21 protein-coding genes and 1 tRNA gene are annotated in these 21,912 nt (G+C 64.6%); 8 read left to right on the top strand and 14 right to left on the bottom strand.

The genetic code is table 11. The annotated features are described in order from the left end of the window. From pal to Q1M07_RS16495, 13 genes are all read right to left on the bottom strand, one after another. Positions 1-531 carry a peptidoglycan-associated lipoprotein Pal gene (gene pal, locus Q1M07_RS16555; RefSeq protein WP_300455508.1) on the bottom strand — a complete coding sequence of 177 codons (531 nt, stop codon included), beginning with the start codon at positions 529-531 and terminating at the stop codon, positions 1-3. A gap of 39 nt (positions 532-570) precedes the next feature. Next, positions 571-1,860 carry a Tol-Pal system beta propeller repeat protein TolB gene (gene tolB, locus Q1M07_RS16550; RefSeq protein ID WP_300455505.1) on the bottom strand — a complete coding sequence of 430 codons (1,290 nt, stop codon included), beginning with the start codon at positions 1,858-1,860 and terminating at the stop codon, positions 571-573. Positions 1,861-1,966: 106 nt separating this feature from the next. After that, positions 1,967-2,995 (bottom strand): cell envelope integrity protein TolA, encoded by a 1,029-nt coding sequence (gene tolA / locus Q1M07_RS16545; RefSeq protein WP_300455502.1) that lies wholly within the window; start codon positions 2,993-2,995, stop codon positions 1,967-1,969. Between the two features lie 14 nt (positions 2,996-3,009). Beyond that, positions 3,010-3,417, bottom strand: a complete 408-nt coding sequence (gene tolR / locus Q1M07_RS16540; RefSeq protein WP_366984175.1) for a protein TolR — start codon at positions 3,415-3,417, stop codon at positions 3,010-3,012. 4 nt (positions 3,418-3,421) lie between these two features. Then, complete coding sequence (gene tolQ, locus Q1M07_RS16535) at positions 3,422-4,099, bottom strand: protein TolQ (RefSeq protein WP_300455499.1); 678 nt, start codon at positions 4,097-4,099, stop codon at positions 3,422-3,424. Continuing rightward, positions 4,096-4,530, bottom strand: coding sequence for a tol-pal system-associated acyl-CoA thioesterase (ybgC, locus tag Q1M07_RS16530; RefSeq protein ID WP_300455496.1), 435 nt, complete (start codon positions 4,528-4,530; stop codon positions 4,096-4,098). The genes tolQ and ybgC overlap by 4 nt, the downstream gene beginning before the upstream one ends. 95 nt (positions 4,531-4,625) lie before the next feature. Continuing rightward, on the bottom strand, positions 4,626-5,690 hold the full coding sequence (gene ruvB / locus Q1M07_RS16525) for a Holliday junction branch migration DNA helicase RuvB (protein WP_300455493.1): 1,065 nt from the start codon (positions 5,688-5,690) through the stop codon (positions 4,626-4,628). After that, the gene (locus tag Q1M07_RS16520) at positions 5,687-6,772 is read right to left on the bottom strand and encodes an AI-2E family transporter (RefSeq protein ID WP_300455490.1); all 1,086 of its coding nucleotides are present in this window, start codon (positions 6,770-6,772) and stop codon (positions 5,687-5,689) included. The genes ruvB and Q1M07_RS16520 overlap by 4 nt, the downstream gene beginning before the upstream one ends. Positions 6,773-6,783: 11 nt before the next feature. Then, the gene (gene ruvA / locus Q1M07_RS16515; protein ID WP_300455487.1) at positions 6,784-7,359 is read right to left on the bottom strand and encodes a Holliday junction branch migration protein RuvA; all 576 of its coding nucleotides are present in this window, start codon (positions 7,357-7,359) and stop codon (positions 6,784-6,786) included. A gap of 13 nt (positions 7,360-7,372) precedes the next feature. Then, positions 7,373-7,927 (bottom strand): crossover junction endodeoxyribonuclease RuvC, encoded by a 555-nt coding sequence (gene ruvC / locus Q1M07_RS16510; RefSeq protein WP_300455484.1) that lies wholly within the window; start codon positions 7,925-7,927, stop codon positions 7,373-7,375. After that, positions 7,924-8,787 carry a DMT family transporter gene (locus Q1M07_RS16505; protein WP_300455481.1) on the bottom strand — a complete coding sequence of 288 codons (864 nt, stop codon included), beginning with the start codon at positions 8,785-8,787 and terminating at the stop codon, positions 7,924-7,926. Before Q1M07_RS16505 ends, ruvC begins: the two co-directional genes overlap by 4 nt. Positions 8,788-8,967: 180 nt before the next feature. After that, entirely contained in the window at positions 8,968-9,648 is a 681-nt protein-coding gene (locus Q1M07_RS16500; protein ID WP_300455478.1) for a helix-hairpin-helix domain-containing protein, read from the bottom strand. Between the two features lie 151 nt (positions 9,649-9,799). Next, positions 9,800-10,579, bottom strand: coding sequence for an IclR family transcriptional regulator (locus Q1M07_RS16495; protein ID WP_300455476.1), 780 nt, complete (start codon positions 10,577-10,579; stop codon positions 9,800-9,802). 396 nt (positions 10,580-10,975) lie between these two features. On the opposite strand from Q1M07_RS16495, the gene Q1M07_RS16490 reads away from it, so the two are divergent. The 6 genes from Q1M07_RS16490 to Q1M07_RS16465 all read left to right on the top strand — a co-directional run bounded on the left by Q1M07_RS16490 (position 10,976) and on the right by Q1M07_RS16465 (position 18,409). After that, on the top strand, positions 10,976-11,680 hold the full coding sequence (locus Q1M07_RS16490; protein ID WP_300455473.1) for an aldehyde dehydrogenase family protein: 705 nt from the start codon (positions 10,976-10,978) through the stop codon (positions 11,678-11,680). Positions 11,681-11,683: 3 nt separating this feature from the next. After that, positions 11,684-12,640 carry a D-2-hydroxyacid dehydrogenase gene (locus Q1M07_RS16485; RefSeq protein ID WP_300455470.1) on the top strand — a complete coding sequence of 319 codons (957 nt, stop codon included), beginning with the start codon at positions 11,684-11,686 and terminating at the stop codon, positions 12,638-12,640. Positions 12,641-12,979: 339 nt separating this feature from the next. After that, positions 12,980-13,876 (top strand): DMT family transporter, encoded by an 897-nt coding sequence (locus Q1M07_RS16480; RefSeq protein WP_300455467.1) that lies wholly within the window; start codon positions 12,980-12,982, stop codon positions 13,874-13,876. Between the two features lie 66 nt (positions 13,877-13,942). Continuing rightward, positions 13,943-14,320 carry a hypothetical protein gene (locus Q1M07_RS16475; RefSeq protein ID WP_300455463.1) on the top strand — a complete coding sequence of 126 codons (378 nt, stop codon included), beginning with the start codon at positions 13,943-13,945 and terminating at the stop codon, positions 14,318-14,320. Positions 14,321-15,082: 762 nt separating this feature from the next. After that, complete coding sequence (locus tag Q1M07_RS16470) at positions 15,083-16,810, top strand: PEP-CTERM sorting domain-containing protein (protein ID WP_300455461.1); 1,728 nt, start codon at positions 15,083-15,085, stop codon at positions 16,808-16,810. Between the two features lie 114 nt (positions 16,811-16,924). Then, positions 16,925-18,409, top strand: coding sequence for a tetratricopeptide repeat protein (locus Q1M07_RS16465; protein WP_300455458.1), 1,485 nt, complete (start codon positions 16,925-16,927; stop codon positions 18,407-18,409). A 29-nt stretch (positions 18,410-18,438) separates the two neighbouring features. On the opposite strand, the gene Q1M07_RS16460 is transcribed toward Q1M07_RS16465, so the two are convergent. Further along, positions 18,439-20,349 carry an ATP-binding cassette domain-containing protein gene (locus Q1M07_RS16460; RefSeq protein WP_300455456.1) on the bottom strand — a complete coding sequence of 637 codons (1,911 nt, stop codon included), beginning with the start codon at positions 20,347-20,349 and terminating at the stop codon, positions 18,439-18,441. A gap of 232 nt (positions 20,350-20,581) precedes the next feature. Here Q1M07_RS16460 and Q1M07_RS16455 point away from each other — a divergent pair. Both Q1M07_RS16455 and Q1M07_RS16450 read left to right on the top strand, forming a co-directional pair. Then, a tRNA-Arg gene (locus Q1M07_RS16455) sits at positions 20,582-20,653 on the top strand. Positions 20,654-20,917: 264 nt separating this feature from the next. Further along, positions 20,918-21,409: a transcription termination/antitermination NusG family protein gene (locus tag Q1M07_RS16450; RefSeq protein WP_300455452.1), complete on the top strand. Its 492-nt coding sequence runs from the start codon at positions 20,918-20,920 to the stop codon at positions 21,407-21,409. The last annotated feature ends 503 nt before the right edge of the window (positions 21,410-21,912 follow it).

Below are 21,912 nucleotides of genomic sequence, written 5' to 3'. Positions count from 1 at the left end.
CTAGAACTCGCCGCTATACAACATGTCGCCGCGCCGGTTCTGCGCCCAGGCACTCTCGTCGTGGCCTTCGTCCTTCGGTTTCTCTTCGCCGAGGCTGACCGACTCGATCTGGTCTTCGCGAGCGCCCAGCAGGGCCAGCATCTTGCGGATCGCGTCGGCGCGCTTCTGGCCGAGCGCCAAGTTGTATTCGCGGCTGCCGCGCTCGTCGGTATTGCCCTGGATGAGCATCTTGAACTGGCGATTGTCGGTCAGGAACTTGGCGTGTGCGGTCACCAGATCCTTGTACTCGGCCTTCACTTCATAGCTGTCGAAGTCGAAGTACACGCTGCGTTTCGACAAGATGCTCTTGGGATCGGTCAGCGCGGCCGGCAAGCCGCGACTCTCGACACCGCCGGTGGTCACCGTGGTCACGCCGCCCGAGCCGCCGCGGCTTTCGACCGGGGCGCCGCCCGCCGTATCGCTGCTGTCGGGGGTGGAACCGCAGCCGGCGAGCATAAGCGCGAGGGCAGCCGGGATGACAAGGTGTTTCATAGTGATTCTCCTGCGGAAAATTCGGAGCAAAGTGGCTTCCTATTTGTTGAACGGACCCCATGCCGGTTCGCGAACATCGCCCGCCGAAATGGTAAGGCGCTGCTTGATGCGTCCGTCGATCGATACTGCGGAGAGCACTCCACGGCCGCCCTGCTCGGTAGCGATCAGGATCATCCGGCCGTTCGGCGAAAAACTCGGCGATTCATCCTTGTGCGAGTCGGTCAGAACCTGCACCTGCCGGCTCGCCAGGTCCATCACGCTGAGGCGGAAACTGCCGTCGCGTCGGCTGATGAAAGCCATCGACTTGCCGTCCGGAGACAGGCGCGGAGTAACGTTGTAACTGCCTTCGAAGCTCATCCGCTGCACCTCGCCACCACCGACGCCGACCCGATAGATCTGCGGACTGCCGCCACGATCCGACGTGAAATAAACGTATTGCCCGTCCGGCGAGAAATTGGGTTCGGTATTAATCGCGCTGTCGGCGGTCAGCCGCTGTACTCCCGAGCCATCGGCATTGACGGTGAAAATCTGCGAGCCGCCATCCTTGCTCAGCACGACGGCCAGCTTGCGGCCGTCCGGCGACCACGCCGGCGCCGAGTTGGAGCCCTTGAAGTTGGCCACCACGACGCGTTTGCCGGAAGACAGCGAGTGGACGTAGACCACCGGCTTCTTGTTCTCGAAGGATACGTAGGCCAGACGACTGCCATCGGGCGACCAGGAAGGCGAGATGATCGGTTCCTTGGAAATCAGCGCCACCTGCTCGTTCTGCCCGTCGGCGTCGGCGATGTGCAACTCGTAGCGCGACGCACTGGCGCGCACGACATAGGCGACGCGCGTCGAGAAAATGCCCGGCTGGCCGGTCAGCTTTTCGTAGATGACGTCGGCGATCCGATGGCCCGCAGCGCGCAACATGGGTTTCGAGGTGACGAAGGCCGAACCGCCGAGGACACTGGCTCTATTGACGTCGTAGAGGCGGAAACGCGCTTCCTTGCGGCCGTCGCTGCTTTCCCCGATGCTGCCGGCGGCCAGCGCATCGGCTCCCCGGCTCTTCCACTCGTCGTAGAGCGGCGGTGACGCCTCGGTCATCGCCGTGCTGCCGGGGTCGATCATCTTGAACAGGCCGCTGCGCTCGAGGTCGGCGCGCACGACGGAAGTGACGACACGCGCCGCGCCGGCTTCACCGCCGAAATCGGCAATCGCCACTGGAATGCGATTGGCTCCGGCGCCCGTAATCTCGATGGTCAGTTGCCCGTGTGCCGGTGCCTGCAGCAGGGCTAGCACGCCGCACATGACTAGCCCGGCGCGAATTTTGAGGACGAAGGAAAACATGGCGCAGTCCAGGACAGAATGCGCGATTATATCGTCTCCGAACGCGTCGAATATGTAACGAAACGTGATCCTCCGGCATGCCGGCCGGACGAGGCCATGGGGTGGTCTAATCGTCGTGTGGCTTGTAGGGAATGCTGAGCACGCGCGAAAAGAGTTCCGGCTGGGCCGGTTTGGGCAGCGGTGAAGACTTGCGGATCGCCCGCTCGACGGCGGCGTCCAGCGCCGGGTTGCCGCTCGAGCGGCGCACCTTGACGTCGAGAACTTCACCGGTCGGGAGTTGGGTGACCTCGAAGACGGCCTGCGGATTGCCCTGAATGCCGGGCGGCAGCGAAATGTTGCCGCGGATCTTGCCGCGCACCTTGTCGATGTACTCGGCCAGCCCGCGCTTGTTTTCCGCGGCCGCCGCCTGCTCGGCCTGCAATTGCCGGCTCAGGCGCGCCTCCGCGTCGGCGCGGGAGCGTCGATCCTGGGCGGCCTTCTGCTCGGCTTTGTTCTGTTGCAGTTCCTTCTGTTCGCGCGCCAGTTGGTCGCTGAAATCCGGCCGCCGTTCGGGCTCCGGCTTCCTTACGTCGTCCTTGCGGGTGCTTTCCTTCGCTGGTGGCTCCTTGGCCTTGGTCTCCTCTTTCCTCAGCGCTTCCTTCGGCTTGGGCTCCTCCTTTTTGGCGGTCTCCTTCGGCTTCGCTTCCGCTTTCCGGGGCGGCTCCTTCAGCGGAATGTCCGGCTTGACCGGCGGTTTCGCTTCGACCTTCGGTTCGGGTTTCGGCACCGCCTTGGCCGGCGGTTTGGGTTCGGGCTTCGGTTCGGGTTTCGGTTCCGGTCTTGACTCCGCTACAGGCGCCGGCTTGGTCGGCGGCTTAGGCTCAGCTTTGGGGGTGGGCCGGGGTTCCGGTCGTGGCTCCGGTTTCGCCTCCGGCTGACTCGGCTCCGGTTTCGGCTCCGGCTGACTGGCGGCGATCGGCGTCGGCGCGCTGCGCCAGACCTCGACTTCGACCGCGCTGGGCGGCTTGCTCTTCCACTGTACGCCGAGGAACAGCGCACCGATCAGGAGCGCGTGTACGGTCGCCGCGAGCGCCAGCGATGGCCACTTCGCCGGGTCTTCCTGCGGCGGCCGGATGATGGGTTCGACAGCTTCCACCGATCACGAACCCGTTAGCCGTTTTGTTCGACGAGCAGGCCGATGCGCTTGACTTGCGCCTTCTGCAGCGCGGCCATCACATCCATCACCGCCTGATAGTTGGCCTTCTTGTCGCCGGCGACGAGCACCGGCTGATCGGCATCCTTCTGCGCCGCGACCACAGCGCTCCCCAGATCGCCGAGGCTGACACGCCGGCCTTCGGATTTTCCCGGCAGCACCAGCGTCAGCTTGCCGTCCGCCGTGACGTCGACGCGCAGCGCGTTGTCCTTGGTCTGCGCCGCCTTGCCGACGGACGGAACGTCGATCGTGCCAGTGGTCATCATCGGCGCCGTCACCATGAAAATGACCAGCAGCACGAGCATGACGTCGATGTAGGGGACGACGTTGATTTCGTTTTTCAGGCGACGCGGGCGCATGGCCATGGACTTACCTCATCTGCCGTTGCAGGATGTTCGAAAACTCTTCCATGAAAGACTCGAAACGCGACGACAGGCGATCGATTTCGTGCGCGAACCGGTTGTAGGCGACGACCGCCGGAATCGCCGCGAACAAGCCGATCGCCGTTGCCACCAGCGCTTCGGCGATGCCCGGCGCGACCGCGGCAAGAGTTGCCTGTCCGACGTTGGAGAGGCCGCGGAACGAGTGCATGATCCCCCAGACCGTCCCGAAAAGGCCGACGTAGGGGCTGACCGAACCGACCGAGGCCAGAAAGGCGAGATGCGAGTCGATGCTGTCCATCTCGCGCTGATAGGTGGCGCGCATGGCGCGCCGCGAACCGTCGATGACGTCCTTCGGGTCGAGATTCTTCTGGCTGCGCAGTTTGGTAAACTCGCGGAAGCCGGCTTCGAAGATGCGCTCCATGTTGCCGGTACTGTGGCGGTCGTTGATCGCGCTCTGGTAGAGGCTGTTGAGGTCGCCGCCGCTCCAGAAGTCACGCTCGAACTGCTCGGTCTGCGCGCGCGCCGCCTTGACCGTGAACCACTTGCGGAAAATGTAGTACCAGGACATGAACGAGACGCCAGCCAGGAGCAGCATGACGGCCTGGACGACGGCGCTGGCGTTGAGAATCAGATGCAGTATGGAGAGGTCTTGGGCGACGTTCATTGCAGGGCTTCCAGTTTGGACCGCAGGAGAGCGGGAATCGGAGTGGCTCTCATCTTTGCCGAGTCTACACAGACGATGCGGATGGTCGCGCCGACCAGTTCCTCCCACGCGCCCCCGGCGGCGCGCCGGATGTGCTGGCGGAAAAAAATCTGCGCCTGACCGATCTTCTCGACTTCGAGTCCGACGACGAGTTGATCGTCGAGCCGTGCCGGTTTCAGGTAGTCGACGCTGACGCTGCGCACGACGAAGGCGATGCCGGGATCGCGTAGCAGGTCGGCCTGTTGGTGGCCTATCCCGCGCAGCCATTCGGTCCGGCAGCGCTCTAGGAACTTCAGGTAGTTGGCGTAATAGACCACGCCGCCAGCGTCGGTATCCTCGTAGTAGATGCGGATGGGGATCGTGAAAGCGTTGGGTTTCTGCGGGTGTTTCATGGCCGGTTGGGATTCTAGTGCAGCATGCCTGCGACGAATGTAAGTGTTTGTGATCGGGTTTCGTTGCTCGTTATTCGTTGTCGCCGCGTACCGTATCACGGAGCCCGCCAGAACTCGCCCTGCGCGGTGCCGGGCAGGCTGTCGATGCCAAGGTGACGGTAGACCGCCGCCGTTGCCATCCGTCCGCGCGGCGTGCGCTGCAGAAAACCCTGCTGGATCAGGTACGGTTCGAGCACATCCTCGATCGTATCCCGCGCTTCGCCGATCGCCGCGGCCAGATTGTCGACGCCGACGGGCCCGCCGCCGAACTTGTCGATCACCGCCATCAGCAGTTTGCGGTCCATGACGTCGAGTCCGCCGTGATCGACGTCGAGCATCCGCAGGGCGAGATCGGCCACTTGGCGCGTGATGTGGCTGTTCGCCCTGACTTCGGCAAAATCGCGCACCCGCCGCAGCAAGCGGTTGGCGATGCGCGGTGTGCCGCGCGAACGACGAGCGATTTCCAGCGCACCGCCCGGATCGGTCGCCACCTTGAGCAACTGCGACGAGCGCGTGACGATCAGGGTGAGTTCCTCGGGAGTGTAGAACTCGAGCCGGGAGACGATCCCGAAACGGTCGCGCAGGGGATTGGTCAGCATGCCGGCACGCGTCGTCGCGCCGACCAGCGTGAAAGGCGGCAGATCGAGCTTGACCGAACGCGCCGCCGGCCCCTCGCCTATCATGATGTCGATCTGAAAGTCTTCGAGTGCCGGATAGAGAATCTCCTCGACGACCGGCGACAGGCGATGGATTTCGTCGATGAACAACACGTCGCGCGGTTCGAGGTTGGTCAGGATTGCCGCCAGGTCTCCGGCGCGCTCGAGTACCGGGCCCGATGTCGAGCGCAGGTTGACTCCCATTTCGGCGGCGATGATGTGCGCCAGCGTGGTCTTGCCGAGCCCCGGCGGACCGAAGAGGAGGACATGGTCGAGCGTATCGCTGCGTCGCCTGGCCGCCTCGATGAAGATCGACAACTGCTCGCGAATTTTTGCCTGGCCGACGTACTCGGCCAGGCAGCGCGGCCGCAGGGCGCGCTCGATGACTTCTTCCTGAATCGATTTCGACTCCGGCGAGATCAGGCGGTCGACCGGCGCCGCGCCGAGGTCGTCGGTCTCGATCATCGTGTCGCGTTCTCGCTGCCGGTCGACACCAGGACTTTGGGATTGGCGTGGGCCAGCCATTCGCGGATCAGCACCTGGCCAAGGGCGAGCAAGGTCGGCCCGAGGAAAAGGCCGATGAAACCGAAAACCAGTACGCCGCCGAAGACGCCGACCACGATCAGCAGCAGCGGCAGGCTGGCGGTACGCGATATCAAGATCGGTTTGAGGAAGTTGTCGACGCTGCTGATGCCGAACATTCCCCAGAGCACCATGAATATCGCCCAACCGGTCTGCCCTTCGTTGTACAGCCATACGGCGGCACCGAGCCAGATCAGCGTCGCCCCGACGACGGGAATCATCGAGAAGAAGAAAGTGGCCAGGGTCAGAATGACGACGCCCGGCACCCCGGCGATGAGAAAGCCGATCATCGCCACCACGGCCTGCGCCGCCGCCGTTCCGACGATGCCGGCCATGACGCCGGTGACCGTTCCTTCGACCAGCGCCAGCATCCGCTCGCCGAGATCGCCAGCCAGCATGCGGCTGCCGGTATGCAGCGCATCGACGTAGAGATGGGCGTCGCGAAAGATGAAAAAAACGAAGAAGATCACCAGCACCAGTTGCAGCAAACCCTGCGCGAATAGCGCGACGGCGGCGAGTGCCAGCCGGCGGGTCGGATCGAGGAACTGGTGCAGGAGGTTGTTCATTTCCTCGCGGCTCGCCGCCAGTTCGTGCCAGTAGCCGGCGATGCTGGGGCCGGCGATCGGCAGGCTGAGCAGCCAGGCCGGTGGCTCGGCGGGCAAACCCCGTTCCATCAGCGGCTTGAAGTAGCGAATGGCAATCTCGATGCCGTCGGCGAGCGAGCCCGAGAGCAGCGCCATCGGCGCCACGAGCAGCAGCAGCAGCAGCATCGAGACGAGCAGCGCGGCCAGGCTGCTGCGCCCCCGGCAAAGGGTGAGCAGGCGGTTGCGGATCGGCAGCGTCGTCACGCAAATCACGATCGCGAACAGCAGGGTGCCGGTGAAGGGCAGCAGCACGGCGATACAGCCGACGAGCAGCAAGGCGACGAGCGCAATCTGAATGAGTTGTTTGTGACCAGGGTTCATTGGTGGTTGATTCAGACCCTTGACAGCCGCTTGAGCGCCTGGCGAATGCCATCGGATGTGCTGACGTCGGCCGCCAACTCCCGTACGGCCGAGGTCGCTTCGCGGTCATTGTAACCCAGTGCCAGCAGGGCATTCAGAATGTCGCTGTGGCTTCCCTCGGCGGGCACGGTGCTGGCCGGCAAGGCGTCGGCCAGCTTTCCCTTGAGCTCGAGCAACAGTCGTTCGGCGGTCTTGGTACCGATACCGGGCACCTTGGTCAGCCGGCCGACGTCCTGGCGGGCGACGACCTGCGCCAGGTCGCCGACCGACAGGCCGGAGAGCACCGACAAGGCCAGGCGCGCACCGACGCCCGAGATCTTCAGCAGCTGGCGAAATGCGAAGCGCTCGGCTTCACTGGCAAAACCATAAAGAAGATGTCCGTCCTCACGCACCACAAAGTGGGTCAGCAAGGACAGCTTCTCGCCGTTGGCCGGCAGGTTGTAGAAGGTGCTCATCGGCACGTCGATTTCGTAGCCGACCCCGCCGACGTCGAGCAGCACCTGGGGCGGGTTTTTTTCCAGCAGGATGCCGCTCAGCCGGCCGATCATGAGTTGTTCTCCCTCACTGGCCGACGATCAGCCTGCCGTTACGAACCCGCAGACTCCGGTTCACCAGTTGCCCCAGCCCCTGTCCGCCGTGCGCATGCGTGATGGCACAGGCCAGCGCATCGGCCGCGTCCGGGCTAGGATCTCGCGACAGAGACAAGAGCCGGCGCACCATGTGCTGCACCTGCATTTTGTCGGCGTGACCGTTGCCGACTACCGCCTGCTTGACCTGCAGCGCGGTGTATTCGGCAACGTCCAGGCCACTGGCGACCAGGGCGCTGATCGCCGCACCGCGCGCCTGACCGAGGAGCAGCGTCGATTGCGGATTGACGTTGACGAAAACGATCTCCACCGCCGCCTGGTCAGGCCGGTGTGCCGCTACCAGTTCGCGCACTCCGGCGTGAATCGTGCCCAGTCGGCCAGGCAGCGAATCCTTGAGGTCGGTCCGGATGCAGCCGCTGACCAGGTAGGCTAGTCGCTTGCCGGTTTTCTCGATGACACCGAAACCCGTAATGCGCAATCCCGGGTCAATACCGAGTATGCGCCGCGTCGGCTTGGCGACATCACTCATCGTGCCGGCGCGCGGGCCAGATAGACGCCGCCCACGGCCAGTGCCATGCCGGCCAGCGCCAGCGCCGGCAGTGTTTCGTCGAACACCAGCCAGGCGATGACCGCCGTGCTCGGCGGCGTCAGGTAGAACAGGCTGGCGACATTCACCGCGCTGCCACGGCGAATCAGCACGTTGAGCAGACTGATGGCACCGAAGGAGAGCACCAGTACGAGCCACAGCAGCGCGAAAACAAACGGTGGCGTCCAATCGATTCGCATGCTCTCGGTCGCCCAGGCGACCAACGCCGTCAGCACGGCGGTGGGAAGAAACTGAATCAAGGCCCCGGTGCGCAGATCGAAGTGCGGACAGAAGCGCTTCTGGTACAGCGTTCCCAGCGTGATGCCGAACAGAGCGACCAGCGCCGGCAGCAGCATCGCCGCCAGCGGCACCTCGCCGAGCTTGTTGGCGACGACCAGCGTCACGCCGGCAAAGCCGAGAATCAGCCCCAGCCACTGCCGTGGCGAGACGTGTTCGCCGAGCAGGACGCCGGCGCCGCAAGCCGTCAGCAAAGGTTGCATGCCGACCACCAGCGCCGTCACGCCAGCCGGCAGGCCGTGCTTGATGGCCACGAATACGCCACCCAGGTAAAGCGCATGCACCAGCACGCCCGATAAGCCGATGTGGACAAACTGGCGCGTGTCGGATGGCCATGGCGCACGCGTCGCGAGGACGAAGAGCGTCATCAGTGCAAGGACCAGGAGGTAGCGGGCGAGCAGAAAGGTCAGCGGTTCGGCGTAGGGCAGGCCGAGCTTGGCGCCGATAAAGCCGGTGCTCCACAGGAAGACGAAGAGGAAAGGCAGCAGGGAGGACGAGCGGGGCATGGAGTAGGCTTCGTGACGCAGGGCTGAAGTGTATCAAGCATCGTGGTGGCGAGGGCGATCAGCCTCGCCACCTGTACGGCGATGGGCGGTCATTCCCGCCTCATCGCTTGCTGCCCTGACATGAGCGACGACCCGCCGAAGCGGGGTGTCGGGTCGATGGCCTCCCCCCAAAAGGGCGGACTATTTTTTCGCCGCCCCGGCTTCTTCTTTTTTCGCTGCCGATTCAGCGTCCTTCTTCGCCTTCGCCGCTGCTTTCTTGTCTTCCGCGGTATTCTTCTTCGTGGCGTCGGCTTTGGCGGCTTCGGTCTTCGTGGCCGGCGTCGCGGCCGCTGCTGCCGTCACGGGAGCCGCTGCCGGGGCGGCTGCCGCCGGTGCGGCGGGTGCCGCCGGTTTGGCCGATTCGGCCTTGGCGGCAGGCAGCGCGGCGCCACTCGGTGCGCTGGCTGCCGCGGGTTTGGCCGTTGCCGGTGCAGCCGGAGCGGTGGTCGCCGCTGGAGTGGCCGACGGCGTTGCCGGTTTGGCAGGGGTGGTCGGTGCCGATGGTGTCGCGGGAACGGCCGGCGGCTTGGCCGCCGCGGCCGGAGTCGTGCCAGCCTTGGCCGTCGTCGGGCCGCTCAGCGCCACGTCCTGCTTGATTTTCCCCAGAACCGCCGGGCCGATGCCGGGAACCTTGGTCAGATCCTCGACGGTCTTGAAGTCGCCGTTCTTCGTCCGGTAGTCGATGATCGCTTTGGCCTTGACCGGGCCGATGCCGGTCAGCATCTGCAGTTCCTGTTCATTGGCGGTATTGACGTTGACCGCGGCGAAGGCATTGAGCGTGACCATCAGCAGACCGACCAACAGAGCAATGAGCTTGTGCATAGGGTTCCTCCTGGGTGGATGGGGTTGGCAGAACATTCGGCGTGGTTCGGCATCGTGCTCCGCAAATAAGTTCAACGCTGGCGCGTGCCGTTTCGTTGACCTGCGACCACAGGTGCCGATGCCCGCCGCCTCGGCCCGGTGGCGTCTGGGCTCAGTTGCGCGGCGGTCGGCGAAATCCCAGAGCTTGGGAAATCTCGTTCGCCGTCGCCTTGATCGGCGTCACCCAGTCGGGATTGTGGCGATCGCTGGGGGCCGATATCGACAGCCCGGCGACGAGCCGCCCTTCGTCGTTGCGGATCGGCGCGGCGACGCAGCGCAGGCCGATCTCGGCCTCCTCGTTGTCATAGGCGACGTCGTGTCGGCGAATCTTTTCCAGATCTTTCTCGAGCGCCTCGATGCGGGTCAGCGAATGGGGTGTCTTGCCCGGCAGGCCGGTGCGCCGGGCATAGGCGCGCACCTCGGGCACCGTGTCGGCGGCCAGGAACAGTTTGCCGACCGAAGTGAGGTGCAGCGGCGCGCGCCCGCCCACCAGATAGACGACGCGTACCAGAGAGCGGCCGCTCGAGGTGCGCTCCACGTAGATGATTTCGTCCGCGTGGCGAATACCGAGATTGACCGCCTCGCCGACCACTTCGTGCAACTGCTGCATGTAGGGGAGCGCGACCTGGCGAATGTTGATCCGCGATTTGACGATATTGCCCAGTTCGAGCAAGCGGATGCCGAGCGCATAGCTGCCGGCTTCCTGCCGCTCGACGATGGCGGCGCTGTTCATCGCCGCCAGGATGCGATGCGCGGTCGACGGATGCAGGCCACTTTCCCTGGCCAGAATCTTGAGGCTGACCGGTTCCGGCTGGTCGGCCAGCACGTCGAGCAGCGCCATCATTCGTTCGATGACCTGGATCGATGTTTTTTCTGCCTGTTGTTCGGCCATGGTTTCCCGTTCAACCTTCCGATTGCGAAATTGTCCTCGGGCGCTCCGCCATTCGCCCGCCATACCTTGTGCGGCGCAACATCTTACCATCATGCGCTCGTCGCGGTTCGTTGCCCGCCTGCCGGATATCCCCGGCGAGAGGCCGAGAGCAGTCCGCGTGCGACCCGGACTTCCGTTTTGCGCACCGGGAGAATACTATTCGGCGCTCGCCGATTGGAGTGCGGCAGCCGCCGCGATATTTTCCATTCGCCTTTGCGTGGCTTCACTCGCTACCCGTTGTTTTCCGCTCCCATTGGTTCGCACCCGCACTGGCAGCGACCGGCAGTCGGGCGTAGAGCCGTGTCGAGGAGAGCGCAGTACAGGGCCGAGCGACCGGACAAGCAGCCGAGGAGTGCAATGACCGATATCGACGAAATCCTGGCCATTCCGCTGTGGATCAACGGCCACGCCTATCTCACCATGGCGCCGACCTTTTTCGATGTGTGCGACCCGCGGACCGGCCGTGTCAGGCGCCGGACACCGCTGTGCGGTGCCGCCGAAGCCCGGGCGGCGGCAGACTCGGCGGGCGCCGCCCTGGCAATCTGGTCGGCGCTGGCAGCCGAGCAACGCGCCGCCCTGCTGACACGACTCGGCGATGCGCTGAAAGGCTACGCGCCGCACTTCGCCGGACTGATCGGCGAGGAGTGCGGGAAGGACGACATGCTTGCAGCAACCGAGGTGGATGAGGCCGTCAATCGGTTGCGCAGCGCTGGTGAATGTCGCGCCACCGAGGACGACCACGGCGTCGTGGCCATCGTCAGCGACGCCACTGCTCCTTTGCTCGGAGCCGTGCGGTGGGCTGTCCCGGCATTGCTGGCTGGCGCTGTCGTGATCCTCAAGCCAAGCCCGCAAGCCCCGTCGGCGCTTTTTGCGCTGGCCGAACTGAGCGCCCGCAGCGGTTTCCCGGGCGGCGTCTTCAACGTCCTGCAGGGCGATCTGGAGGCCATCGAGGGACTGTGCGCCGCCGCCCCCGTGAACGTACTGCGCTTTGCCGGCGAGCCAATGCTCGGTGCTCGGGTCGCTGCCATCGCGGCGCGTCATGGCAAGCCCTTCCGGGACTGAGCGATGCACCGTATCGTCTACCTGGAGCGCGAGTCGATGATCGCCGACGTTCGCCGGCCCGCTTTTCGCCACTGCTGGATCGAGCATGCGAAAACCTCTCCGGCCGAGATCGGCGAGCGGCTGGCCGGCGCGACGATTGCCATCGTCAACAAGTTGCTCATCGGCTCCGAACTGATCGCTGTCCTGCCTGAACTGCAGATGATCGCCGTTGCGGCGACCGGCACCAACAACATCGACCTTGACGCTTGCCGCAAGCGGGGAATCGTCGTCTCGAACGTTCGCGGCTACGCCGGGCATACCGTTCCCGAGCACGTCTTCGCCTTGCTGTTGGCGCTGTCGCGCAACCTTGTCGCCTACCGGCAGGCCGTGGCGGCCGGGAAGTGGCAGTGCTCCGAACAGTTTTGCCTGTTCGATTTCCCGATCCGCGATCTGCACGGCGCGACTCTCGCGCTGGTCGGCAATGGCAGCCTCGGGAGCGGTGTCGCCCGTCTGGCTGAGGCCTTTGGCATGCGCGTGCTGCGTTGCGAGCGCCGCGGGGCAGCCGCCGTGCGTCCGGGCTACACGGCTTTCGCGGAGGCCTTGCGCGAGGCCGACGCGATCTCGCTGCACTGCCCCCTGACCGCCGAGACGACCCATCTGATCGGCGAGCCCGAGCTGCGCGCCATGAAGCGCTCGGCGCTGTTGATCAACACGGCGCGCGGCGGTCTGGTCGACGAAGCGGCGCTGGCCAGGGCTCTGCGCGAAGGTTGGATTGCCGGCGCCGGTTTCGACGTCTTGAGCGTCGAGCCGCCGCGGGACGGCAACCGGTTGCTGGCGCCCGAACTGCTCGCCCTACCGAACTTCTTGCTGACGCCGCACGTCGCCTGGGCGAGTCGGCCAGCGATGCAGGCGCTGGCCGACCAACTCACCGCCAACCTCGAGGCGTTCGCCCGTGGCGCGCCGCACAATCGTGTCACCTGAGCCACGGCCAGGCCGCAACCGGCGACCTGTGCGAGGGTCGCTGCTTGGTGCGACGCCGTTTGATCGCTCAGCGCCGACGCCGGAAAAGCGGACTCGGTCGCGATCGCTTTGCTCGACGCTGAAGATCGTCGGCTTTCCTTCGGCGTTTGGCAGCGGGGGCGCGGTAGAAGCATCGACCAATCGCGTGACATCGCCTGGCGTGATTCGCCTCGCCGGGCCGCTTGCGGGCCGGCGTTGCTGGTGCGCGGGGCTGACGCGCCGCTCGCGCGCGACCGGGTGCCGAGAGTCGTCGGCCATCGAGGCGATGGCCATTTACGCTGGCGCCAACGGACGAAACCGATGACACAGCGCACAGCGCCCGGTTTCGCCGCTTTCGGCCTGATGATCCTGCTCTGCGCGATCTGGGGTTTCCAGCAGGTGACCATCAAGATCGCCAGCGAAGGCGTCAGCCCGGTTCTCCAATGCGGCCTGCGCTCGGCGATCGCTCTCTTCTTCCTGTTGCTCTGGGCGCGCTGGCGCGGTCAGTCGTTCCGCCAGGACGATGGCACTTGGCGCCTCGGTCTTCTCGCCGGCCTGCTTTTCGCTATCGAGTTCATCTTCATCTACGTCGGCCTTGCCTATACCACGGCGGCACGCATGGTCGTCTTTCTCTACACCGCGCCATGCCTGACCGTGCTCGGGCTGCATTGCTTCGTGCCGGGCGAGCAACTGCGCTGGCGACACGCCGGTGGTATCGCTCTGGCCTTCGTCGGCATTCTGCTGGGTTTTATCGGCCAGGGCGGCGTTCACCCGGATGCCTGGATAGGCGATCTCCTGGGGCTGCTCGCGGCGCTCGGCTGGGCAGCGACGACGGTGCTCATCCGCGCCAGCGGACTGGCGAGAATCAGTGCGACGCGGGTCCTCTTTTATCAGCTCGCCACCTCGAGCGCCTTGGTGTTGCCGGTCGCCGCGCTGATCGGCGAGAGCGGCGTCAGCGTGGTGAGCCTGCCGGTCGTGCTGGCGCTCGCCTATCAGGGAATCGTCGTCGCCTTTGCCAGCTACCTGGCCTGGTTTTGGCTGCTGACACGCTACCTGGCGGGCAGGCTGATGGTCTTCTCTTTCCTGACGCCGCTCTTCGGCGTCGCGTTTGGCGTTCTGTTTCTCGCCGAGCCCCTCACCGCGACCTTCCTGGTGGCCGCCGTTTGTGTGGCGCTCGGTATCGTCTTGGTCAATCTGCCGGCCGGTGCTACCCGATAGCGGCACGACACGCGCGCGTTGCAAGACAGTTGTCATCCGGATGCGCCGTGCCGCGTTAATCGACTCATGAAAACGACCATCACCCCCCTCTGCATCGCGCTCAGCCTCACGCTGGGCATCTCTGCTCCCGCTCTCGCCGATCATCGGTATCGTGGCGACTATCGTGGCGGGTATTACGAATCGGCGCCGCGCCATCATCACGGTGGCCACTATCGTGGCGGCAAGAACTGGGTGGGTCCGGCAGCCATCCTGGCGATAACCGGGATCGTCGCCGGTGTCGCGGCTTCGACCTACTATGCGCCGCGTCCGGTCTATGTCGCGCCACCCGAACCGGTGTATGTACCCGCGCCACGCCCGGTGTACGTCGTTCCCGCCCGCCCGGTCTATGCGCTGCCGCCGCAGCCGGTCTATGGCCCGCCGCCCGGTGCCTACTCGGGCTACTGAATCTCAGGCCCTGAGCGCGACAGTCCCCGCCTGGGCTCGGGACAGAGCAGGATGCGGGGCAGAAGACCCGGATATCGTCTAGCGGTGGGGTTCTTGGAGGCTTTCCCAAGCTCACCGCGGCGGTGGGATGGGGGCGTGCGCTTCGCGTCCCCCGTCAGACCGACCACTCGCTGTTGGTATTCTTCAGGTCGCGCCGAGAGAAGCGGCGAAGGCCTGCCTCTGATTTGACGATCTCACAAACCGGTTCGACCCTGTTCGCGTAAAGCGTCTCGCCCACCCTGGGTGTGCAGACGGTCTTCCGTCCTCCAGCACATCAACCCTCGCGATATAGCCTTGTATTTGTTGATGTAAGCGAGAGTACCGCACGAGCGGCTTCTGCCTCACGGCGCCGCGGGATTCACCCGGGCGCTGGCTTCCCTTGATACCTCGGTGCTAATGCCGCGCGCTGATCAGCGCGCACGATGGCACCTTCTCGACAACCACTCTCAGACGGCGCGTCGGCGTGCTGTGCCACCAAGCGCGGAGGCTCTGGCCGAGCAATCGAGGGAAGCGTTCTTCAAACGATAAGCCGTCGGGACAGACTTTGCCCTTCATCCGGTGTCGAATTTTTTTACACTCCGTCACTGCACAATGACCACTTTGCAGATAACCATTTGATCTGAATGGCCAGCAGATTTATGGCCTGAAATATGCTTCTTACATTGCCGGGATCAGGCCTTTGTCCTGGTTGTGTTGTTCCATTCGAGAAACGGGAGAGTCGTCATGTTTGCGCAGGAAAAGATGCAGGGTCGTCATTCCATCTTCGTGCGGCGCGCGATGAGTGCGGCACTGATATCGGTGGGTTTGGTGGCTGGTGGTGGCGCGTGGGCGAGCTCGTTTACCTTCACGACGAGCGCACAGTGGGCGACGGGAACGCTGACCAATACCAACGGTTCGCCACCGCCAACCAGTGGTAATGGCCACATCCGGCTCAACGACAACATTATCACGCCGTTCGATAACATCTGGGTCGCGCTGTCCGGGAGGGACGGAGCGGTACGTATCGATACCAACGTCAATCCCTTGACGATCGGCGACCACAACATCGTCCTGACGCCGGCTGAAGCGGGTGGTACGGCGGTCAGGGGCGAGTATCTGACGCGCCCGGCGGGAATGGCTGGCAATCCGTCGCGCACGACGGTTGACGGTAACGGTGACGTCTGGGTGGGCAACCGCAACGAAGGTTCCGGTGGCATGGGCTCGATCACCAAAATATCCGCCAACCCGACCGGCGCGACCTCGAGCGGAATGTGGAACGGCAGCACCTTCGACCGCCTGGCCTGGACGAACGCCGGTGGTGCCGACAGCAACGGCGGCGTGACGACTGCCGCGGACTCGGCGATCTCGCAGTACGTGCGTACCACCGGCGCCAATGTTCGCCACGTGTCGGTCGATAGAAGCAACAATGTTTGGGTCGGTGGCGGTCCGCTGGACGCTGGCGACCAGGTCTTCGAATTGCGTAACGGAAGCACCGGCGCGGTGGTCAATACGCCCGGTTTCGGTGCGGCGGTACCGGACAACAACACCGGCGGCTACGGCGGCCTGGTCGATGGCAATGGCGTCGTCTGGTCGGCCGGTCTCAATGGCAACAGCCTGACGCGCTTTGACCCGGCAACCGGCGCACGCATGACGGTCAACCAGGGCGGCCGCCAGAGCTACGGCATGGGTATCGACAACGAGGGAAACATCTGGAACGCGACCTGGACCAATAACACGCTGGACCGCATCAACCCCGACGGGACGGTGGCCGCGAGCTACAACCTCTCGGCGTTTGGCAACGGTCTGCGCGGCGTTGCGGTGACGGCGGACGACAACATATGGGTCGCCTCGAGCTATACCAACACGGTGCTTCGGGTAAGCAATACCGGCGTGGTTCTGGCGCAGATCGCCGTCGGGGCGACGCCGACCGGCGTCGCGGTCGACAGCAAAGGCAAGCTCTGGGTGACCGACTACGAGTCCAACGACGTCAGGCGAATCGACCCGGCGACGAACACGGTCGACCTTATCGTGCAACTCGGTGCTGGTGCCAATCCCTATAACTACAGTGACATGACGGGCACGGTCCTGATTGGCACGACCAACCCGTCCGGCACGTGGCGTAAAGTGCTCGACGGGGGGTTCGGGGCGGATTGGGAAGAGGTGTTCTGGAACAAGGAAGCCGAAGGTGCGGTTCCGGGAACGACCGGTCTGCTGATCGAAGCGCGTGTATCCGACGACCTGTTGACCTGGACACCTTACCTTGCCTATCTGAGCGGTGATGACATCGGTCTGCACGGGCGTTACCTGGAAGTTCGCGCCACGCTGTCTCGCGTGGGCAGCAGCGATCTGACGCCGGTCTTGTCCGATCTGATGGTCAACTTCACACCGGGCAGCGATATTCCCGAACCCGGCACGCTGGCATTGCTCGCCACGGCAATGGCCTCGCTGGCTGGTCTGCGTCGCCGCCGCTGAGCGGCCTTCCAAGGAGGGCGACAAGACCGCCGTCAAGGCGGTCTTGTCTTTGAAGCTTGCGAACCTGGCCAGCCTGCTATGATATTGCGATCTTCCCGTTCCTTCAAAAGCCCCATGAGCGCTTTCGCACGCCCCTTCGCCGTGGCCTTGAGCATGGCTATCCTGGGTAACGCCGTACAAGCGCTTCCCCTTGCCGCGCCGAACAGCAAATCGCAGTTGAACGACATCGCGCCCGTCGATACCGGCGCCGCTTTCCTGCCGGCGCTGCCGGCCGATCTGCACAGCAATCCTTCTACCCGGCTACCGCCGGAAATTCTTCGGAAACTGGGCCGCGGCGAGGATTCGCAGGGATTGCGCAACCAAGGACTGGAACTCAAGCGGCGGCTCGATCAGAAACCCGGCGACCCGTATCTCATGCACGCCCTGGCGACCATCATGTTCCACGAGGGCAACCAGGATGAGGCGCGTGCCCTGTGGGCGGCAGCCAGCCGGCGTGAACCCAATCTCGCTTCCGCGGAATTGATGGCCGCAGTGCAGGGCGTCTTCGTCGCACTGGCCGGCGGCGAGCGCGACGCAGCCGGCAAGCAACTGGCGGCAATCGAGAAGAACTATGCTCGGGATCCCCACTTTCAGTTGATTCGCGCCGAGCAAGCGATGCAGGCAAGAAACGCGAAGGCGGCCGAGAGGGCCTACCGCCGGGCCTACGAACTGGCGCCCCAACTCTACGTCACCAGTCTCAACCTGGCACGTTTTCTCGACCTGGCGCGCAACGACGCACCCTCGGCCGAACGTATGTATGCCCAGGCAGCACGGCTGGCGGCAGCACGACCGGAGGTCTGGAACAACTACGGGGTCTTCCTGTTGCGTCAGAACCGCGCCGACGACGCACTTGCCGCCTTTCGCCAGGTGAAGTCGCTCGACGCCAGCGCGCCCGTGGCGGAGAAGCAACTGGGTGATCTGTGTACGGCGCTCGGCAGGTATGAGGAGGCCCGTCGCTGGTACGTCGCGGCTCGGGCGCTGAAGCCCTCGGCTGGCGATGAACAAGCTCTTCGGCTTGCTCTGGGCGACGTCCTGCTGCGCCTTGCACGCTACGACGACGCGCGTAGGGAAATCGAGGCGGCGTTGCAAGTCCAGGAACTGCCGCAGCTCGTTTTCGCTCTTGGGACGATCGACGAAGCGGAGGGCAAAATAGCCGCGGCGGAGGCGCGCTACCGCCAGACGCTGAAACTGGCACCTGGAAATCCGCTAGCCGCCAACAACCTGGCGATGCTGCTCGTGAAGGCGAACAGGGGCGCCGCGGAAGCACTCAAGCTGGTCGGCGAGGCGCGCCGCGCGATTCCCGACAACGCCATCATCGAGGGTACCTGGGGCTGCGTACTGATGGTCAACGGTCGTCCCGGTGAAGCCGCGAAGGTTCTCGAAACGGTCACGAAAGCCGTGCCGGACGATGCCTGGGTCCGCTATTGCCTGGGCAAGTCCCTGCTGGCGGAAAAGCGTTCCCAAGCGGCTGCGGTACAGTTCAAGGAAGTGCTACAGCGCGACGCGCACTTCCCTCGCCGTGACGAAGTCAGCCGGTTGATCGCCGCCGCGGCACGTTGAACCCGCATCAGGCGGCTCCGCGAAAAAATTCAACCCTCGAGCACCTCCCAGCGCTCGAGCAGAGCGAATAGCTGTTCGTCGATCTCGCCGAGGCGTGCCGACAGGATTCGTGCTTCCTGCGGCGACGACTGATACAGCGAAGGATCGGCCAATCGCTCGGTAACCGCCTTTTGTTCGGCTTCGAGGGCCGCGATGCGTCCGGGCAGTTCGGCCAATTCGCGCGCCTCCTTCCACGACAGTTTATCCGCCGCAGCCTTCCGGCGCGCCGGCTTGACCGTTTCGGACAGGCGCTCCGCATTGCCTCGCGCGGCGCCGCCTGGCGCTTCCTCGCGGCGCCGCGCGGCCTGATAGTCGACCCAGTCCTGGTAGCCGCCGGCGTACTCGCGCCACTCGCCGTCACCCTCGGCGGCGATGGTCTGTGTCACCACGTTGTCGATGAAAGCGCGGTCGTGGCTGACCAGAAACAAGGTGCCACGATACTCCTGCAAGAGCTCCTCGAGCAGCTCCAGCGTTTCGATGTCGAGGTCGTTGGTCGGTTCGTCGAGCACCAGAACATTGGCTGGCCGGGCGAACAGACGGGCCAGCAACAGCCGGTTTCGTTCGCCGCCCGACAGCGAAGCGACCAGCGAACGCGCACGTTCGGGTGCGAACAGAAAATCGCCCAGATAACTGATCACGTGCTTGCGCTGGTTGCCGATTTCGACGAAGTCAGAGCCTGGAGAAATGACGTCGATCAGCGTTGCCGCGTCGTCGAGCCGGCTGCGAAACTGGTCGAAGTACGCCACTTCCACCTTCGTTCCCAGGTGCACAGTGCCCTGATCCGGCGGCAGCTCACCTAGGATCAGCCGCAGGAGAGTTGTCTTGCCGGCGCCGTTCGGGCCAATGACGCCGATCTTGTCGCCGCGCTGCAGGCGACAGGAGAAATCACGCACCACCACCTTTTCGCCGAAGCGTTTGCCGACATGTTCCAGCGCCGCTACCAGTCTTCCGCTGCGTACGCCGGCGTCGAGCGAAAGTTCCACTTTTCCTTGTCGTTCGCGCCGCGCCGCTCTTTCACGGCGCAATTGCTCAAGGCGCAGCACGCGGCCCTCGTTGCGCGTGCGACGTGCTTTGATGCCCTGCCGAATCCACACTTCTTCTTGTGCCAGGAATTTGTCGAAGCGGGCATTGTTGATCGCTTCGTCGTGCAGCATGGCCTCCTTGCGCGTCTGATACTCGTTGAAGCTGCCGGGACAGGAGAGCAAGCGACCACGGTCGAGCTCGACGATACGCGTCGCCACGCGTTCGAGAAAGCGGCGGTCGTGGGTGATGAACACCAGTGTCACGCCGGAGGAAACCAGCATCTCCTCGAGCCATTCGATGGCGTCGATGTCGAGGTGGTTGGTCGGCTCGTCGAGCAGCAGAAGCTCCGGCGAAACGGCCAGCGCTTGGGCTAGCGCCAGGCGCTTCTTCTGCCCGCCGGACAGCGTGCCGACCCGTGCATCGGCGTCGAGCGAGAAGCGCTGAATGACGCGTTCAGCCTGCGTCTCGTACGACCAGGCGTGCCGCGCGTCGAGCTCGCTCTGCAGCAGTTGCAAGCGCTCGAGCAGTCGCTCATGGTCGGCTTCCGTCTCGGCGAGCGCGTGCGATACCGAGTGGTATTCGGCGAGCAAGGCCGAGAGATCGCCCATGCCGGCGACGACGGCTTCGAAGACCGTCAACTCGGCGGCGAATGGCGGTTCCTGCGGCACATAGCCGACGCGAAGACCTGGCTGCCGCCAGACCTCGCCGTCGTCGAGGCCGCCTGAACCGGCCAGTGCGCACAGCAGCGAAGACTTGCCGGTGCCGTTGCGGCCAATCAAGGCGACACGTTCGCCGGGGTCGAGTTGAAAATCGGCGTGATCGAGGAGCGGAACATGGCCGAAGGCGAGTGACGCATCGGAGAGAATCAGGTAGGGCATGAGCGCGTATCGATTTCCTGTCAAGTCCGGTCGGGCCGCCGGCACAGCTAAGACGGCGCCACTAGCCGCTGCGCACCGAAACCCCTTCAGCAGCCTGGCGGCGGCGATTCTACTCCGGACAGCGATTCGCCAGGCCACGCGGCGCCAGTTTCCGCGGCCAGATGGCCGCCGGCTCGCGCCGCGCGTGGCCCAAGTTGGTGATTTGATGGCCAGCGACTACAATACGGCCCCGCTCCTCGTAGCACAATGGACAGTGCACACGCCTCCTAAGCGTGGGATACAGGTTCGATTCCTGTCGAGGGGACGAGGCGGCGCGCGCGAATTGGTGGCAGTTTTCCATTCTGGTCGATAGCCACGCGGTCGACGCACCGGAGAAGCGCTTCACCACCAGGCATCTGGCGACCCTGGACAATTCACAGGCCAGGTATTTTGGTGGGCGGCGAGCGACCTGGCTTGGGGGCCGCTGCGCTTGGCGAGAGCGGTCGATGGACGTGGCGACTCGAACCGGAGATACTGGCGATCCTAGCCAGTGCGCCTGGCCCTTCGCTGCCGACAGTCCGGAGCCGCTTTGCTGCCTCGCCTCGTGTCCTCCAAACCGCCCCTGACCTGGCACCACTGGTACGTTTGCCTCACCAAACCTCGGCAGGAACTCTTTGCGGTGCGCAAGCTCGAGGAGCAAGGTTATCAGGTCTTCTTGCCCATGCTAGTGCGGTGGGAAAGGAGCAAGAACTCGGGTTGGGCAAGAAAGCCGCAGGTGATGTTTCCCCGTTACGCGTTCGTGCGTTGCCGCCGTGTCGAGCAGAGCATTGCTCCTATCCGCAGTACGCCTGGCGTTAGTGGACTGGTGGCATTCGGCAATACCCCGGCGACGCTGGATGATGCGACGCTCGACGCCATACGTTCACTGGCCGAACAGCGAGCGAACGGCGACGACGGTCCGCTCAAAGGGCTGTGCGGCATTGTTTCGGCGGTCGCCGTCGAGCGCGTCACGGTCCTGCTCAGCCTGCGGGGCCGTGAAAAACCGGTCGCGATTCCTGCCGATAGCTTGACGTTGGCCTGAGTTGGGCAGGGCTCGATTCGCCGAGCCTGACCAGTGGCTTCGCCAAGGTGAGCGGAACGATTGGCCATCCCACCGTCAGCCGGAGCTCGGCCGGCTCATCCAGGGCGGTGCGGCTTGGGCCCGCGCCGGACTGCCTCGGCTGGCGCGGAACCTCTGGGCTCCAGTCGAGCACCAACCTCTGCGCAGGCGTCGCTGTCGGTACGGGTCGATAGGTGAGCCACCGGAAGTAGTGTCCGTGCCTTGCCGCCGGCCAATCGGCGATCGCTGGCGGCGGCCACGCGCTGATCTCACTGGCGAGCAGGCCGTCTCTTGGAGTTGCACATTCCTGGGCTCTCCTCCCGCCGCCGAAAGGCATTGCGGCAACAACGGCAGGTGCCTGCCGTTGTTGCCTTCCGAGTGCTCGACCGGATTCCCATGTGTTACCCGACGAAGTCCGCGCCAAGGCCCGCCAGCGGACCTCAGGCTCAACGACTTGGACAAGCCTGTAGCGCGCAGACGGCAGC

The sequence above is a fragment of the Accumulibacter sp. genome, from assembly GCF_029255285.1.
GTDB lineage: Bacteria > Pseudomonadota > Gammaproteobacteria > Burkholderiales > Rhodocyclaceae > Accumulibacter.
This window is presented reverse-complemented; position numbering and strand designations above follow the sequence as displayed.